This window comes from Gordonia sp. NPDC003950 (assembly GCF_053605205.1).
Map to the genome: position 1 here is coordinate 33,087 of NZ_JBSGIT010000022.1, position 16,643 is coordinate 49,729.

Here is a 16,643-nt window from a genome sequence, read left to right on the forward strand (position 1 = left end):
GGGGCATGCTTGCATGGACACATGGCCCGCACACGTTCCACCGCCGCCGGCCCGGCCGCGTCCGGGACGGGTAAGCGGCGCACCCGTCGGCCGGAGAAGACGGCGGGCGGTTCCGGTGGTACGGCGCTGCGCGCGCATCTGGTGGGGTCGGGCCGCTACGAGGTGACGCCCCGGAGCTGGGCGCCACACGTGCAACACATGATCGACGACATCGATGCGTCCTCCGATACCGGTGCGGGGCAGGCGGCGGCGCAGCCGTGGCGGCCGTATCGGGTGCACGGCGGTCCGGGCTCGGGTAAGACGGCGCTCGTGGTCGACGCCGCCGTCGCACGCCTGACCCGTCCCGGAACGGACCCGGAGTCGGTGCTGGTCCTCGCCGCGAACCGGCGGGCCGTCGTCGCCCTGCGTGAGGAGATCACCCGGCGGGTGCTGGCCGCCACATCCGATTCCCCGGCGCTCGGCGGGGCCCTGCGCGAACCCCTGGTCCGCACCGTGCACTCGTTCGCCTTCGCAATCCTGCGGTTGCAGGCGCAGGCCCACGGCAATCCGCCACCACGCCTGATCACCGGGTCCGAGCAGGACGTGGTGCTGCGCGAACTCCTCGCCGGCGACATCGAGGACGGTGCCCTCTACTGGCCGGAACATCTGCGGCCGGCGTTGGGTACCGACGGATTCGCCCAGGCCCTGCGTGATCTGCTGATGCGCGCGGCCGAACGCGGTGTCGGCCCGGAGGAACTCGCGGCCCTCGGACGTCGTCATCGCCGCCCCGAGTGGGTCGCTGCCGGGCACGCCTACGCCCAGTACGAGCAGAACATGCTGCTGCGCGGAGCGGTCGGTTCGCAGACGCCGGGCGCGTCGGCGCCCGCCGTCGACGCGGCCGAATTGGTCGGATCGGCATTGTCGGCGTTCGCGACCGACCCGGATCTGCTCGCCGGTCAGCGTCGCCGCATCCGGCACCTCATCGTCGACGACGCCCAACACCTCGACCCGCAGGCCGCCGCCCTGGTGAAACTGATCGGTACCGGCACGTCGTCGACGATCATCGCCGCCGACTCCGATCAGTCGATCTTCGGATTCCGCGGTGCCAGTGCACGTTTCGCCGACGAACTGGTGGATCCGGGCACCGAGCGCGACATCCTGCTCGACCGCGACTTCCGTCATCATCGCCAGATCGCCATCGTCGGGCGGGCGCTGACCGCCCGGCTGCCGGGGGCCCGGCCGCACGCGTTTCCGCACATCGACGGTACGGACGACGACGACGCGGAGGTGATACCCGGGGGCGCCTCGGTGCGGGTGTTCAGCTCGGCCGCCAAGGAGGCCACCGCGGTCGCCGACCTCCTGCGGCGTGCCCACCTGTTCGAGGGGGTGCCGTGGTCGCAGATGGCGGTGATCGTCCGGTCCGCGCACCTCGCGTTGCCGGCGTTGCGCCGGGCATTCCGGTCGGCCGGGGTGCCGCTGACGACGCCGACCACCGATCTCCCGTTGCACCGTCAGCGTTCAGTGGCGGCGTTGATGCTGGTGTTGCGGGTGGTCGCGGCCCGCGATCTCGGTGAGCCGGCGGATGAGGACTTCTCCGTCGAGGACACCGTCGCACTGGTGAGCGGGCCGATCGGGATGGCCGATCCCGGGGCGATGCGGCGGTTGCGTCGCGGCATCCGGCGCCGGGACGAGCGGGCCGGCGGTGACCGCGCCGACCGCGACACCCTCACCTCGTTGCGGCTGGCCCTGCTCGATCCGGATCTCGGTGCCGACTACCTCGCCGCGCTCACCGAGCACGAGGGTGCGCCACTGTCCCGGGCGCTGGGGGTGATCGGCGCGGGTGTGGCCGCACACGTCGCCGGCCGCGGCATCGAGGAAACGCTGTGGGTGGCCTGGCAGGCCACCGGTCTGGAACGGCGCTGGGCGGGAGCCGCCATCCGCGGTGGCCCGGCCGGGGAGCAGGCCGATCGGGATCTCGACGCGATGATGGCGATGTTCGAGGCGGCCGGCGGATTCGCCGACAACCTGCCGGCCGCCGGTCCGGCCGGCTTCGTGCACTACCTGTCCCAACTGCAGATCCCGCGCGACGGCCGCACCCCGGCCGCCGTTGCCGAGTCGGTCACCGTGCTCTCCGCACACGCGGCCGCCGGTCGCGAATGGGAGGTGGTCGCGGTGGCCGGCGTGCTCGACGGGCTCTGGCCGTCGTTGCGCAGCCGTGGAAGTGTCTTGGCCACAGCGCAATTGGTCGACATCCTGGACGGCGTCGACCCCGATGCGGTGGACAAGGTGGCGCGCGGCGCCGGAGCGCTCGCCGACGAACGCCGGCTCCTGCTGGTCGCCTGTACCCGTGCGCGACGCCGACTCCTCATCACCGCGGTCGAGGACGGCGGTGGGGACTCGTCGCCCTCGCGATTCCTCGCCGAGATTGCCGACGCCCTGCGCGCCGACGCACGACGCGACGGCGGTGACGCGGAGCACGCCGACGGCGATTCGCTCGACACCGACCCGGAGTCGGACCTGCCGATCGATCCCGGTGTGGACCGCGTCTTGTCGTTGCCGTCGCTGGTGGCGACGCTGCGGTCGGTGGTGGTCGGGGGAATGGAGTCGGGGGGTACAGAGGCGGGGGGTCCAGAGTCGGGGGGCCCAGAGTCCGGGGAGCCCGACGAACGCACTCGCGCCGCCGCGCAGTTGCTGGCCCGGCTGGCCGACTCCGACATCGCCGGCGCACATCCGCGGGAGTGGTTCGGGCTGTCCGGATCGAGTACCGGCGCGCCACTGTGGCGGCGCGAGGACGGCCCGGTGACGTTGTCTCCCTCCAACGTCGATCAGCTGGAGCACTGTTCGCTGCGGTGGGTGCTCGAACGCAACGGCGGCCGGGACGGTGACGGCACCCCCGCGCTCACCGGCAGCCTCGTGCACACCCTGGTGCAGGCCGTGGCCGGCAGGATCGACCCGGAGGAGGTGACCGGCGCGCTGCGTGAGATCTGGGATCGCGTCGAGGTCGGAGCCGTCTGGCATTCGGCGCACGAACTCGAACGTGCCGAGGCGATGTTGGTGAATTTCCGTGAATGGCTGCGGGTCTCGCGTGCCGATCTCACCGAGGTCGGCGTCGAGTCGGTCATCGACGCGACGATCGCGCCGGTGGCCGAGCCGGCCGGCGAGGTGCCCGCCGAGGATGGATCCGATCTCCCGATCAGGCTCCGCGGTCGCGTCGACCGTCTCGAACGCGATACAGAGGGGCGGCCGGTCATCGTTGACGTCAAGACCGCCAAGACGCCGGTGTCCAAGGCCGACGCTGCCGAACACCCACAGTTGGCGGCCTATCAGGTGGCCATCGCGCACGGTGGCGCACGGGATTTCGCCGGGGAATCGGTCGAGCCCGGTGGTGGGCGGCTGGTGTATGTGTCCTCGGCGAACCGGTCCACCGGTGCGGCGCAACGGGATCAGCCGGCGCTGACGCCGGAACTGCTCGACGAGTGGGTGAGCGTGGTCCGCCATGCCGCGCGCTCGGGTATCGGACCGGAGTTCCGGGCGACCCCGAACGCCGGTTGTGCGCACTGCGGTCTCGTCACGAGCTGCCCGGCCCAGTTGCGTGGCAAGGCGGTCACCGATGACTGACCCCGAAGCCGCTGACCCCGATACCGCTGACCCTGATACCGCTGACCCCGATACCGCTGACCGCGATACCGTTGTGCGTCAACGTATCCCGGCAACATCGCTGGCCGCGGCGCTCGGGCTGCCGCCGCCCACCCCCGAACAGATCGAGGTCATCGAGTCGCCCAGCGAACCGATGTTGGTGGTCGCCGGCGCCGGTGCGGGCAAGACCGAGACCATGGCGTCGCGGGTGGTGTGGCTGGTCGCCAATCAGATCGTCGGACCGGACGAGATCCTCGGGCTCACCTTCACCCGGAAGGCGGCCAGCGAACTCGGTGCACGTATCCGACGGCGACTGTCGATGCTCGCCGGATCCCCGGCGCTGATCGGCTGGGATCCCGACGGCAGCCTCGCCGCGCGGCTGCGGGCCGGCGATCCGGAGGTGAGCACCTACCACGCGTACGCGGGGCGGCTGATCGCCGACTACGGATTGCTCCTGCCGGTCGAACCGCATGCGACGCTGCTGTCGGAGACCGAGTTGTGGCAGATGGCGTTCTCGATCGTGTCCACCTGGACCGGGGACCTGCACACCACCAAGATGCCGGCGAGTGTCACCGAGGCGGTGCTGCGCCTCTACGGGGAGATGGCCGAGCACCTGGTGGATCTCGACACGCTCGCCGCGTGGGGCGATGACCTCTACCGGATGGTCGATGAGCTGCCCAAGGGGCCTCGTCAACGTGGCGGACCCAATGCCGCGCTGCGCACCGTGCAGGAGGTCATCGACGAACGCCGCGAACTGCTGCCGCTGGTGGCCACCCTGATGCGCACCATGGCCGAGCAGGCGGTCCTCGACTTCGGCAGTCAGATGTCGCTGGCCGCCCGACTCGTCGCCGGGCATCCGGAAGTGGCTGCGGCCCAACGGCAATCGTTCAAGGCGGTGTTGCTCGACGAGTATCAGGACACCGGGCACTCGCAGCGGGTGCTGCTGTCGGCGCTGTTCGGCGGTCGCGATACCGCGCGTGGCGCCCCGATTGCGGTGACCGCCGTCGGCGACCCGATCCAGTCGATCTACGGCTGGCGCGGCGCCTCGGCCGCCAACCTGCCCCGCTTCGCCACCGACTTCCCGTGCGCGGACGGAACACCGGCACGTCGGCGTGAACTGCTGACGAGCTGGCGTAATCCGGTGCAGACGCTGCGTCTGGCCAACGCCGCCTCCGAGGAGTTGCGACGCCGTGGCGTGCCGGTCAGTGTGTTGCGCCCGCGGCCCGACGCGGATTCCGGGACGGTGACGATGGCGCTGACCGAGACGATCGTCGACGAGCGCAACTGGATCGCCGATCAGGTGGCCGCACGGTACCGCGTCGAGGATGGCGGCGCGCCGCCGACCGTCGCGGTCTTGGTGCGCCGCAACGAGGATTCGGCCCCGATCGCCGCCGAACTGGAACGGCGTGGCATTCCCGCCGAGGTCGTCGGCATCGGTGGGCTGTTGCACGTCCCGGAGATCACCGATGTGGTGGCCACGCTGCGGCTGATGGCCGATCCGATGGCCGGCACCGCCGCCATGCGACTGCTCACCGGGGCGCGATGGCAGCTCGGGGCGCGGGACCTCGCGGCGTTGTGGCGGCGGGCCACCGACCTGGCCGCCGGACAGATCGCCGCGGGTGGTGTGGTCACCACCCGCGAACAGCTCGACGATGCGCTCGACTCAGTCCTGCCCGCCGAGATCGTCGATCGTGCCGGGATCGCCGACGCCGTGGCCGATCCCGGTGATCCGGAGGCCTACAGCGCCGAAGGGTTCGCGCGGATCCGGGCGTTCGGGGCGCAACTGGAATCGCTGCGACGTCGCATCGGCCAGCCGCTGCCCGAACTCGTCGCCGACGTGGAGACCACCATCGGGGTGGCCGTGGAGGCCCAGATCCGGGCCCGTCGTATGCGCGGAGCGATCACCGGGCGCGAGCACCTCGACGCCTTCGCCGACTACGTCACCAATTACGCCGAACGGCCGGGCGCCACCCTGCCGGGCCTGTTGGCCTTCCTCGATACCGCGGAGACGATAGAGAAGGGACTCGAACCGGGCCGGGTGGAGGTGGCCGAGCAGCGGGTGCAGATCCTGACCGTGCACGCCGCCAAGGGGCTCGAATGGGACGTGGTGGTGTTGCCGCATCTGGCCGACGGGATCTTTCCCAGTTCCAAGTCCGAGACCACCTGGATGCGCAGTGCGCGGGAGCTCCCCGGGCCGCTGCGCGGTGATCTGGCGGTGGCCGATCCGCGGGGCCCGGACGCGGGTAAGCGTGCTGCGGACGCGGCACAATCCGGTGCCGCCGAAGGATTTCCGGTGCTCGACCTGAGTCGGGTGGCCGATCGCAAGGAACTCGAGGACGCCCTCACCGAGCACAAGGAGGCCATCGCCGAACGGCGACTCGAGGAGGACCGGCGACTGCTTTACGTCGCGATCACCCGGGCGCGACACGACCTGCTGATCTCCGCCCATCACTGGTCGGAGACGTCGACCTCGCCGCGCGGTGGGTCGGTGTTCTTCGACGAACTCCTCGCCCTGGTGACCGCGGCCATCGAGTCCGGCAGCATCGAATCCGGTACCGACGCCGACGGCCTGCGGATCGACGTGCTGGCGCCGGATCCGCCCGACGGTGCCGACAATCCACTGGCCGACGTCGTCGATGCCCGCTCCTGGCCGGCGGATCGGCTCGGCGAGCGCCGCGACGCGGTGACGGCAGCGGCCCGGCTTGTGCTCGACGAATTGGCGGCGCGGGAGGCGCCGTCCCTGTTCGACGCACCGCCGGCCACGCCGGAGGGCGACGAGCAGCGTGCACCCGGCGGTGCGGGCGAGATCGATGCGTGGACCGCGGAGGTCGACGCATTGCTCGCCGAACATCACCGCAGCAATCAGGCCGTCGTCGACGTGGAGTTGCCGTCGCATCTGTCGGTGAGTCAGCTGGTCGATCTCGACTCCGATGAACGTGAGTTCGCCCGGAAACTGCGCCGGCCGGTGCCGTTCCGGCCCAATCCGATCGCCCGGCGGGGCACCGCCTTTCACGCATGGGTGGAACGGTGGTTCGGGGCGAGCAGGCTGCTCGACATCGACGAACTCCCCGGCGCCGCCGACGAGAGCGCGGCACCCGACACCGAACTCGACGCGCTGCGGGAGGCGTTTCTGGCGTCTCGCTGGGCCGCACGCAGCCCCAGCGAGGTGGAGGTGCCGTTCGAGACGGTGATCGGGGAAACGGTGATCCGCGGTCGTATCGACGCGGTCTTCGCCGAACCCGACGGATCGTGGACGGTGGTCGACTGGAAGACCGGTGCCGTCCCGACCGCGTCGCCGGAACTGTCGTCGCTGGTCATCCAGCTCGCCGCCTACCGCATCGCGTGGGCGCAGCTGGCCGGTGTGCCGATCGAACGCGTCGGCGCGGCGTTTCACTATGTGCGCTACGGCCATACGTTTGCCCCCGACGAGCTTCCCGATGCGGCCGCACTCGCCGCATTGTTGGCCCGATGAGCTAGATTCTCTTCGTGTGACACACCGGAGGTACTGCCGATGAGAGCGCGGGCGCGGGGGCTGCGTCGCCGATTCACCGGGGAGGACCTTTCCGAGGGTCCCGACTACGCTCTCGTCGGCGTCGTCCGCATCCCGGAACTGCAGCAGAGCCCGGGCCGTGCCATCGGCAAACGTGTCATCTTCGCGCTCATCGCCCTGTTCTTCACGGCCGTGCTGGTCTACCTCGATCGTGACGGTTACCGTGATGTGCAGCCGAATCCGCTGTCGTTTCTGGACGCGATGTACTACTCGGCGGTCACGCTGTCGACCACCGGCTACGGTGATATCACCCCGTACACGCCGTCGGCGCGCCTGATCAACCTGCTCATCATCACGCCGCTGCGCGTGCTGTTCCTGATCGTGTTGATCGGTACCACGCTCGAAGTGCTGACCGAACGTTCCCGTCAGGCCCTCAAGATCCAGCGCTGGAGGAACAACTTGCGCAATCACACCGTCGTCATCGGTTATGGCACCAAGGGACGCACCGCGGTGGACGCGATGATCGGCGACGGCATCAAGCCGGCCGACATCGTCGTCGTCGACGCCAATCCCACCGTTCTGGAGGCCGCGGAATCCGACGGCCTGGTGACGGTGCGCGGCGATGCCACCAAGTCCGACATCCTGCGGCTCGCCGGCGTGGCGCACGCGGCGAGCATCGTGGTGGCCACCAACCGCGACGACACGGCGGTGCTGGCGACCCTGACCGCGCGGGAGATCAATCCGCGCGCCAAGATCGTCGCCTCCATCCGGGAATCGGAGAACACCCACTTGATGCGTCAGTCCGGCGCCAACTCGGTGGTGGTGTCCTCGGAGACGGCGGGCCGACTGCTCGGCATCGCCACCATGACACCGTCTGTGGTAGAGGTGATCGAGGACCTGCTGACACCGGACGCGGGGTATGCGATCGCCGAACGTGAGGTCGACCCCACCGAAACCGGTGGCTCCCCGGCACATACCCGCGACATCGTGCTCGGCGTCGTCCGCAACGGGGTCCTGCACCGCGTCGACGACAGCGAGGTCGAACAGATCGAGGTGGGCGACCGCCTGCTCTACATCCGCAAGAGTGCGGGCGACTGACATGGGTGAGTTCGTCTTCGATCAACCCCCGCTGCTGTCGCGTGGCACCTTCGACCGCGCCGACGAGATCCGCGACGATCCGGCGCGGATGGCCTCCGGATGGCCGGCGGCGCTGGTCCTGCCGATCGGACCGGACGGCCGGTACCCGGTGACCGACGAACGCGGGTTGGCGTGGCGGCCCGCCGCCGAATTCGGTGACGCGCCACCGGAGGACGCGGTGTTCCTGGCGCACACCGACACCGACCTGTGGGCGCTGCGGGTCGACTCGCTCGACGGGCGGACCGCCGATCCGCGACGCGGTGCGGCCCGGCTGTCGGCGGATGAGGCGGGCCTGCTGGCCACCGCCCTCGGAATCCTGAATTGGCATGCCGCCGCCCGCTTTTCGCCGGTCGACGGTGGTGTGACCAGACCGGCCCGGGGTGGCTGGGTGCGTCGGCACGTCGAGACCGGCGCCGACGAGTTCCCGCGCACCGATCCGGCGATCATCACCGTCGTGCACGATGGTGCCGATCAGATCCTGCTCGGTCGTCAGGCGGTGTGGCCGGAGCGCTGGTACTCGACCCTCGCCGGTTTCGTCGAGCCGGGAGAATCGTTGGAGCAGTGCGTGATCCGGGAGGTGCACGAGGAGGTCGGGCTCACCGTCACCGAGCCCCGCTACCTGGGCAGTCAGCCGTGGCCGTTCCCGCGGTCGCTGATGCTGGGCTTCAGCGCACTGGCCGATCCGGCCGAACCGCTGCGGTTCCTCGACGGCGAGATCGGCGACGCCGTGTGGTTCCACCGCGACGAGGTGCGTGAGGCACTCGCGCGCGGCGACGAGTGGATGCGGGGCGATCCGGTGCCCGACGACGATTCCGGGCCCCGGCTGCTATTGCCCGGATCCATCTCGATCGCTCGGTCGCTGATCACAGCGTGGGCCGGCCACGAGGTCTGAACCGGCGGCGGACTCGTGCCGGCGGTCCCCCGTCCGGAACAGTTCGGCGGAGGTGGTGTTATGGGTGCCATGAGTGACACGACGTCCAACGCTGCCCTGACGATGTACACCACGAGCTGGTGCGGTTTCTGCGCCCGACTCAAAACCGGTCTGCGCAGTGCCGGTATCGAGTGGACCGAGATCGACATCGAGGCCCATCCGGAGGCCGCCGAGTTCGTCGGCAGTGTCAACGGCGGCAATCACGTGGTGCCCACGGTTCTGTTCGCCGACGGCAGCACCGCCACCAACCCATCGGTCAACGAGGTCAAGGCCAAGCTGGGGGCGTGACGCTCCTCCCGCGATGACATGGGGTGGGCGTGGGGTGTGGATGGGCCGATGCCGGTGTCGGTGTCGGCTGACATAGTGGAGGCGTGCCGCAACGCTCCACCGACTCCGCTTCCGGGCCCTCAGCTCCGTCCTCCGGCGGGATCCTCGACGGTCTCGATCCCGAGCAGCGCGAAGCGGTGCTCGCGCCTCGGGGTCCGGTGTGTGTGCTGGCCGGGGCAGGCACCGGCAAGACCCGCACCATCACCCGGCGTATCGCCCATCTGATCGACGCCGGTCAGGTCAATCCCTCGCAGGTGCTGGCGGTCACCTTCACCGCGCGCGCCGCGGGGGAGATGCGAACCCGGTTGCGCTCCTTGGGAATCGGTGCGGCGGGCCCGTCGGTGTCGGCGCAGACCTTTCACGCCGCCTCACTGCGGCAACTGCGCTACTTCTGGCCCCGGGTGTTCGGCGACGCCCGGTGGGAGTTGCTGGACAATAAGTTCCCGCTGATGGGACGTGCCGCCCGACGGGCCGGTCTGGGGACCTCCACGGACACGGTGCGTGATCTGCTCAGCGAGATCGAATGGGCCAAGGCCTCGGTCATCGGTCCGGAAGGGTATGTGGCCGCCGCCGCGCGGTTGCAGCGCGAGACGCCGGCCGCGCCCGAGCAGGTCGCCAAGGTCTATGCCGCCTACGAGGACTCGAAGGTGTCACCCGAGGGTGACCGGCTCCTCGATTTCGACGACCTGCTGATCTACATGACGCAGATGATCGACGTCGACCCGGGTGTGGCCGAGGAATTCCGTTCGCGTTACCGCTGTTTCGTCGTCGACGAATACCAGGACGTCACCCCGGTGCAGCAGGGCCTGCTCGACGCGTGGCTCGGGGAGCGTGACGATCTGACCGTCGTCGGCGACGCCAATCAGACGATCTACACCTTCACCGGCGCCCGGGCCGACTACCTCCTCGATTTCCCGCGCCGTTTCCCGGAGGCGACGATGGTCCGGCTGGTGCGGGACTACCGGTCGACGCCACAGGTGGTGGGCCTGGCCAACCGGGTGATCGGCGCCGCGCACGGCCGGATCGCGGGCACCCGTCTCGAACTGATCGGACAGCGGGCAGCGGGGCCGCAACCGCGGTTCGTCGATTACGACGACGAGCCGGCGGAGGCCGCCGCCGTCGCGCGACGCATCAAGAAGCTGATCAACGACGGTGTCTCGCCGTCGGAGATCGCGATCCTCTACCGCGTCAACGCGCAGTCGGAGAATCACGAGCAGGCGCTGACCGAGCAGGGCATCGCCTATCAGGTGCGCGGTGGGGAGGCGTTCTTCACACGTACCGAGGTGCGGCAGGCGATGCGGCAGCTCGGGGTGGCCGCCGAACGCGGGGTCCGTGACGGCGTCGACGTGCCCGACGTGGTGCGCGCGGTACTCGGCGAACTCGGGCTCACCGACGAGGAACCCACCGGCGCGCAGGCCAAGGCGCGGTGGCAGTCGCTGAAGGCGCTGGTCGAGCTCACCGACGACATGGTCGCCGAGAATCCGGATCTGACGTTGAGCAACGTGGTCGCCGAATTGCAGACCCGTTCGCAGGCCCGGCACCCACCGACGGTGCAGGGTGTCACGTTGTCGTCGTTGCACGCGGCCAAGGGCCTGGAGTGGGATGCGGTGTTCCTGGTGGGGCTGACCGAGGGGTCGCTGCCGATCAGCCAGGCGATCAAGGGATCATCGGAGGCGGTCGAGGAGGAGCGTCGGCTGTTCTACGTCGGTGTCACCCGGGCCCGGGAACATCTGCAGGTGTCCTGGGCGACCGCCCGCAACGAAGGCGGCCGGGCCCGCCGCCGTTCGCGGTTTCTCTCCGGTCTGATCCCCGACGATTCGCCCGCCTCGCGGATCGCGCCGGAACGCAGACCCCGCCGCGGTCCGACCTGCCGGGTCTGCGGCTCCCGGCTGATCGACTCGACCGCCACCCTGCTGGGTCGTTGCGAGGGATGCCCTTCCGATCTCGACGACGATCTGCTCGTCGCCCTCAAGGAGTGGCGTAAGCGGCGGGCCGCGGAGAACGATGTGCCGGCCTTCGTGGTGTTCTCCGACAAGACGCTGCTGGCCATCGCCGAGCAGCAGCCCACCGACGACGATTCTCTGGTGGCAATTCCGGGGATCGGGGCGAGCAAGCTCGACAAGTACGGCGCCGACGTCATCGAGATCGTCAAAAGTGCAGGTCAAAAATAGGTTGTGCGGAATGTGGCGGCACCCTTAGGCTGGTACGCACATCAGCACGGGGAGTGGTCGTGTGCGCCGAACGGGCGGGCCGAATCCCAGCGGATGCGACAGCAACAGTCATCATCGAGACCGAAAGGAGTGGATCAGTGAACGGAATCATCGTCAACGCTGCGGAACAGAAGTGTTCTGCGCAGCCAAGCACGTACGCGCATCGAGACCGCTTCTGGCTCGATGCACGTTGCTCGCATCGTGCCGCCCTACCGACCGGCGCCATCGCCGTACCGGCAGTCGAGATGCCACTGACCGCACCCGCGGCCATCGCAGCTCGAGCGAGCACGCGGTTCCCCGTACATTTCCGCAGATCGAGACGCTAGAGTAGCGTCAGGTTTTCGGCCACGGGCGAATCGCATCAAGCGAACCCGTGGCCTTTTTTGTTGTCCGCCTTGACATCACCGTCGGGGCGACTCCGCCGGAGGCTCGGGTCAAACAATCCGATGAAACCGATCACGAGGTGGAGAACAGTTATGACGACCGAATGCGTCCTCGACTCCTGTATGCCGGCCGACGGTGTCGCCGCCCTCGGCGCTGACGCGGTTGGCCGTGCCCCCGAACTGCCCTGCCAGGTCACCGACGCCGATCTGTGGTTTGCCGAGGATCCCCGCGACCTCGAGCGTGCCAAGGCATTGTGCGTCGACTGCCCGCTGCGCGAGGTCTGCCTGCAGGCCGCGCTCGAGCGCGCCGAGCCGTGGGGCGTGTGGGGTGGCGAGATTTTCGACCGCGGCACCGTGGTGGCGCGTAAGCGTCCGCGCGGCCGTCCGCGCAAGAATGCGGCATGAGACACCGGCTGTTTCCGAGGTCATGATGACCCGGGGACGGCCGGTGTTGTTCGTCAGAACTGACGATGCTGATCACGGGTATGCGCGGAAGCGCACCGACCATTCGTTGGTTTCCACGCTCGCCGAGGCGAATCCGGCGTCGCACAGTCGGCCGACGAGGTCGTCGGGGGACACCGGCACGCAGACGTCGTCGGTGTGCAGAGCGCGAAAGTCGGGGCCGTCGAGCGAGTCCGACCCGATGAACACCCCGGTCGGGGAGACCACTCTGCGGGCCTCGGCGAACAGCAAGTTCTGCCGGTCGACTCCGGGGACGTGATGCAGCATCGTCATACACACGACGGTGTCGAACCATCCGGCGGCCAAGCCGGTTTCGGCACCGTCAGCGCAGATCACCTCGATCCCGCGATGGTCGGCGAATCGGCGGGCGAGGGCCGCCGCAAGATCGCCATCGATCTCGGCCGCGACCAGGTGTGGTACCACCTCGGCGAGTACCTCGGTGGTCCGTCCCGGCCCGGGACCGAACTCGACGACCCGCTCACCCAGCGACACACCGTCGATCGTCCAGGGAACGATCCACTCCCGCACTGCCTGAGCCCATTCGGTGCTCGCGCACAGGTCCAGATGTGCCCGGTTCATGTGTCCGCCTTCGCGTCGTAGTGCATGGCCCCCACCACATTTCCGGCGGGATCGGCCAGAAAGATCAGGTGGCCGACCCCGGCAATGGTGTGCCGATCGAGAACGACGTCGCCACCGGACGCACGCACCCGCCGCGCGATCTCATCCACGTCGTCGACCGCGAAGGTGGCCTCGACCCCGTTGACGGTGCGCCCGCCGAGTTTGCGACGCTGCTGCAAGGCGCCGGCGATACCGTCGGCGCCGGTGTCGATCGCGTAGAAGCCGGGCGGGCCCCATGCGGTGAACGACCACCCGAAGACGCTCTCGTAGAAGCGGCGAGAGCCCGCGACGTCGTCGGCGTTGAGGGAGAAGTGGGCGAGGTTGGCGGACATGATCCCAGTGTCGCAGCCGATCAGCCGTCACACCTTCGATACTCTGTCGAATTATGTCGTCAATCCGCCACGATCGCGATGTACTGGTGCGGGGATATGCGGTGACCCACCCGGCCGGTCGCGCGCAGGTCGTCATCGAACCAGGGTGGGACCAGATCCTCTACACCGCAGGTGGTGTCATGACCGTCGCCACCGAGCACTCCCGGTGGTCGGTGCCGGTCGGGCGAGCGGTGTGCGTGCCCGCCTCTGTCGATGCCGTCATGGACAATCAACGTGGTGTCCGGGTGCGGGCGCTGTACTTCCGGCCAGACCCGGGCCCGGGGCAGTACCCCGACATGACCCGCGTGCGAGCCATCCACCTGTCGTCCTTCGGGCGCGAACTGCTCGACCACATAGTCGCAGCGGCGCCGCTCGATCGTCGCGATACGGTCGGTCGGGCACTCGTGACGGTGCTGATCGATCAGATCGATCGGCCGGAGCCGACCGGTCTGCAGCTACCGCTGCCGTCCGGAGACCTCGGAAAGCGACTCATCGACAACGCTTTTCACGATCCGGGTGTGTCCGTCGCGCAGCTGGCCCGATCGGCGTCGGCATCGTTGCGGACCGTGGAAAGACTGATCGCCCGTGACACCGGGCTCAGCGCCGGCCTGTGGTTGCGACGCGCGCGAGTGCTGTCGTCATTGGAGGTACTGACCGAGACCCGGTCGGTGACCGAGGCCGCGCACGCCGGTGGATACTCGACGCCATCGGCATACATCGTCGCGTTCACCCGCGAGCTGGGGATGACCCCCGGGCGCTACATCGCCGACGACGGTCCCGCAGATCTGACCCGTGCTCACGCCAGGCCGGGAACCCACTCCTCCATGATCGAGCGGTAAGGGGCCTCGGCGTCGAGTTGCGCCGCGATACCCACACAGCCGGCCAGGACCCGGAACACCATCACGTACTGCTTGGGCACATTGAGATGGCGTGAGGTCTTGTACACCTCACCGCGCACGTCGGTGGCCTGACCGGCCGCCCGCTGCAGCCACTTCCGGGTGAAGTGGAAGGACTCGGTGTAGAGCGGATCGACGTAGGGACGCAGGTAGGCCTGCAGATCGGCGGCGCTGACCTTGTCCACCTGGGAACGGAGGATGAACCCGGCCGCCACCATGTGTTCCTTGAGCTCGTCGTACTCCTTGTCACGCGCGAGCCGCAGGATCGGTCCGGTCTCCGGCGGCAGGCCGTTCGGATAGTGCCCGACGGCACCGAAGTCCAGCGCCCCGAAACGGCCGTCGGTGGTGATGAAGAAGTTGCCCGGATGGGGATCGCCGTGCAGCAGACCCGCGCGGAACGGTGAGCTGACCTCGAAGGTCGACATCAGAGCGGCGGCCCGGTCACGGGTGGCCTTGTCCCCGTTGGTGATGATCCGGGACAGGGGTGTGCCGTCGAGCCACTCCGACACGATGACCTTGGGGGAGCTCGCCACCACCTTGGGGATGACGAAGTCCGGATCGTCGGCGAAGGCCTTGGCGAAGGCGCGCTGGTTGTCGGCCTCACCGAGATAATCCAGCTCGGCCTCGGTGCGGTCGATGAGCTCGTCCATCATCGACTTCACGTCGGTGCCGGGGGACAGCTTCTGCATCAATCCCGACATCCGGGACAGGGTCTTCAGGTCGGCCTTCAGTGCGTGGTCGGCGCCCGGGTACTGGATCTTGACGGCGACCTCGCGGCCGTCCGACCACAGCGCCTTGTGCACCTGTCCGATGCTGGCTGCTGCGGCCGGTTCGTCGGAGAAGTCGCGGAATCGCTGCCGCCACTTGGTGCCGAGTTGCTGATCGAGAACCTTGTGCACCTTCGACGCCGACAGCGGCGGTGCCTCCGCCTGCAGCTTGGTGAGGGCATCGCGGAACGGCTCACCGAACTCGTCTGGGACCGCGGCCTCCATGATGGACATCGCCTGGCCCACCTTCATGGCCCCGCCCTTGAGCTCACCGAGCACCGCGAACAGTTGTTCGGCGGAGCGCTCCAGGAGTTCCTGGTTGACCTCATCCTTGTCCTTGCCGACCATCCTCTTGCCGAGGCCGGCGGCCGCCCGACCGGCCATGCCGATCGGCAACGAGGCGAGCTTTGCGTTGCGGCGACCTTGCCCCCGCGTGATGTCGGTCATAGTGTCCTTTCCCCCACTCAGAATAGAGGACCGCCGGCGGTGATCGTCCCGCTAGTGCATCGACACAGCGGATGCGGCAACCACGTCGTCGATTCGATCCTCGGGGGAGCACCGTGCAGGTGCATCATCCGGTTGATCAGGTGCGGTGGAGCGGCGTCGGCCGCCGACGACGCGGCCGCGAGTTGCTCGATCTGGTCGTGCGCCAGGGCCGCGGTGGCCCGGGCGATCGCCGTCGACGCATGCCCGCTCACCCGGTTCAGTTGGGCGGCCAGGACCGGCCAGGCGGCGTCGCGGTCGGTGCGGTGACGGTCGGCGCACTCCAGGCAACTCGACAGCCCGGGCAGGACGAGCGGACCGATGAGGCCCGTCCCGTCGCGCAGACGCACCGGCAGGTGTGGTGTCCGGGAGCGCATCAATTCGTCGGTCACCCACGATTCGTGCACCAGATGATCGGTCAGGATCACCAGGTTCGGGACAGCGGCGGTGACCGCCGTCGGCGGCGTCTCGGGGACGTCGTCGGGATGCACGCGGGTGGCGTCGGGGTGCACGCGCCGTCGCGCGGTACGCACCGTCGGGAAACCCGCGTCGGCGAGCGAGGTTGTCAGCAACTGCGTCAACACCCCCGTCCCGTGGACCCGGATGCGCAGCGCGCGGCGCGGGTGCCGCGGCGCTCCGGCGTGTGCCTTCTGCTCGGACACGAGCCGGTCGAGGATCGCCGCGAACTCCGCACGGGTCAGTCCCGCATCGACGAGATCGGAGAACACCTCGGCCGGGGTGCGGGACTCGTGCAGCGAATCCAGCACCGCCGCAACACTTCTGCCGGACACCGTCGGGGGTAATCGGAGGATGAGTGCAGTGTGCGGATCGCTGCCGACGTGCACCTCGTTGCCCGGGCGCAGCAGCACCGTGACGCCCTCGCGGAGCACCGGCAGGCGTGCCGCGCGTCGTCCCGTCGCAAGCGGATCCGCTGTCATGGGGACACTGTGCCA

Annotated in this window: 12 protein-coding genes; 8 read left to right on the plus strand and 4 right to left on the minus strand. The window is 69.1% G+C overall.

Annotated features, from left to right (window positions below; genetic code table 11):
* Nucleotides 1–21 precede the first annotated feature (21 nt).
* The 7 genes from ACWETB_RS18300 to ACWETB_RS18330 all read left to right on the plus strand — a co-directional run bounded on the left by ACWETB_RS18300 (nt 22) and on the right by ACWETB_RS18330 (nt 12,498).
* Nucleotides 22–3,597 (plus strand): ATP-dependent helicase, encoded by a 3,576-nt coding sequence (locus ACWETB_RS18300; RefSeq protein ID WP_452212740.1) that lies wholly within the window; start codon nt 22–24, stop codon nt 3,595–3,597.
* Nucleotides 3,590–7,087: an ATP-dependent helicase gene (locus tag ACWETB_RS18305; RefSeq protein WP_452212742.1), complete on the plus strand. Its 3,498-nt coding sequence runs from the start codon at nt 3,590–3,592 to the stop codon at nt 7,085–7,087. The genes ACWETB_RS18300 and ACWETB_RS18305 overlap by 8 nt, the downstream gene beginning before the upstream one ends.
* A gap of 39 nt (nt 7,088–7,126) precedes the next feature.
* The gene (locus tag ACWETB_RS18310; protein ID WP_452212744.1) at nt 7,127–8,203 is read left to right on the plus strand and encodes a potassium channel family protein; all 1,077 of its coding nucleotides are present in this window, start codon (nt 7,127–7,129) and stop codon (nt 8,201–8,203) included.
* Between the two features lies 1 nt (nt 8,204).
* The gene (gene nudC, locus ACWETB_RS18315; RefSeq protein WP_449743214.1) at nt 8,205–9,134 is read left to right on the plus strand and encodes an NAD(+) diphosphatase; all 930 of its coding nucleotides are present in this window, start codon (nt 8,205–8,207) and stop codon (nt 9,132–9,134) included.
* Nucleotides 9,135–9,194: 60 nt separating this feature from the next.
* Nucleotides 9,195–9,461 carry a mycoredoxin gene (locus ACWETB_RS18320; RefSeq protein ID WP_449743213.1) on the plus strand — a complete coding sequence of 89 codons (267 nt, stop codon included), beginning with the start codon at nt 9,195–9,197 and terminating at the stop codon, nt 9,459–9,461.
* Nucleotides 9,462–9,544: 83 nt separating this feature from the next.
* Nucleotides 9,545–11,671 carry a UvrD-helicase domain-containing protein gene (locus ACWETB_RS18325; protein WP_449743212.1) on the plus strand — a complete coding sequence of 709 codons (2,127 nt, stop codon included), beginning with the start codon at nt 9,545–9,547 and terminating at the stop codon, nt 11,669–11,671.
* A gap of 515 nt (nt 11,672–12,186) precedes the next feature.
* Nucleotides 12,187–12,498 (plus strand): WhiB family transcriptional regulator, encoded by a 312-nt coding sequence (locus ACWETB_RS18330; RefSeq protein ID WP_449743211.1) that lies wholly within the window; start codon nt 12,187–12,189, stop codon nt 12,496–12,498.
* Between the two features lie 72 nt (nt 12,499–12,570).
* Here the strand turns inward: ACWETB_RS18330 and ACWETB_RS18335 are convergent, their stop codons facing one another.
* Complete coding sequence (locus tag ACWETB_RS18335; protein WP_452212748.1) at nt 12,571–13,134, minus strand: class I SAM-dependent methyltransferase; 564 nt, start codon at nt 13,132–13,134, stop codon at nt 12,571–12,573.
* Entirely contained in the window at nt 13,131–13,505 is a 375-nt protein-coding gene (locus ACWETB_RS18340; RefSeq protein ID WP_452212750.1) for a VOC family protein, read from the minus strand. The genes ACWETB_RS18335 and ACWETB_RS18340 overlap by 4 nt, the downstream gene beginning before the upstream one ends.
* Before the next feature lie 53 nt (nt 13,506–13,558).
* Here ACWETB_RS18340 and ACWETB_RS18345 point away from each other — a divergent pair, with 53 nt between their 5' ends.
* Complete coding sequence (locus tag ACWETB_RS18345; protein WP_452212752.1) at nt 13,559–14,383, plus strand: AraC family transcriptional regulator; 825 nt, start codon at nt 13,559–13,561, stop codon at nt 14,381–14,383.
* Here the strand turns inward: ACWETB_RS18345 and ACWETB_RS18350 are convergent.
* Nucleotides 14,341–15,654, minus strand: coding sequence for an ABC1 kinase family protein (locus ACWETB_RS18350; protein ID WP_452212754.1), 1,314 nt, complete (start codon nt 15,652–15,654; stop codon nt 14,341–14,343). The genes ACWETB_RS18345 and ACWETB_RS18350 overlap by 43 nt on opposite strands.
* Before the next feature lie 17 nt (nt 15,655–15,671).
* Complete coding sequence (locus ACWETB_RS18355) at nt 15,672–16,628, minus strand: TOMM precursor leader peptide-binding protein (RefSeq protein ID WP_452212756.1); 957 nt, start codon at nt 16,626–16,628, stop codon at nt 15,672–15,674.
* Nucleotides 16,629–16,643 lie beyond the last annotated feature (15 nt).

Bases quoted from the DNA above. Each gene is read 5' to 3' on its own strand.
- ACWETB_RS18340 (WP_452212750.1), bottom strand. From the start codon at position 13,505: ATGTCCGCCAACCTCGCCCACTTCTCCCTCAACGCCGACGACGTCGCG.
- nudC (WP_449743214.1), top strand. From the start codon at position 8,205: ATGGGTGAGTTCGTCTTCGATCAACCCCCGCTGCTGTCGCGTGGCACC.
- ACWETB_RS18300 (WP_452212740.1), top strand. From the start codon at position 22: ATGGCCCGCACACGTTCCACCGCCGCCGGCCCGGCCGCGTCCGGGACG.
- ACWETB_RS18320 (WP_449743213.1), top strand. From the start codon at position 9,195: ATGGGTGCCATGAGTGACACGACGTCCAACGCTGCCCTGACGATGTAC.
- ACWETB_RS18310 (WP_452212744.1), top strand. From the start codon at position 7,127: ATGAGAGCGCGGGCGCGGGGGCTGCGTCGCCGATTCACCGGGGAGGAC.
- ACWETB_RS18345 (WP_452212752.1), top strand. From the start codon at position 13,559: ATGTCGTCAATCCGCCACGATCGCGATGTACTGGTGCGGGGATATGCG.
- ACWETB_RS18305 (WP_452212742.1), top strand. From the start codon at position 3,590: ATGACTGACCCCGAAGCCGCTGACCCCGATACCGCTGACCCTGATACC.
- ACWETB_RS18355 (WP_452212756.1), bottom strand. From the start codon at position 16,628: ATGACAGCGGATCCGCTTGCGACGGGACGACGCGCGGCACGCCTGCCG.
- ACWETB_RS18335 (WP_452212748.1), bottom strand. From the start codon at position 13,134: ATGAACCGGGCACATCTGGACCTGTGCGCGAGCACCGAATGGGCTCAG.
- ACWETB_RS18330 (WP_449743211.1), top strand. From the start codon at position 12,187: ATGACGACCGAATGCGTCCTCGACTCCTGTATGCCGGCCGACGGTGTC.
- ACWETB_RS18350 (WP_452212754.1), bottom strand. From the start codon at position 15,654: ATGACCGACATCACGCGGGGGCAAGGTCGCCGCAACGCAAAGCTCGCC.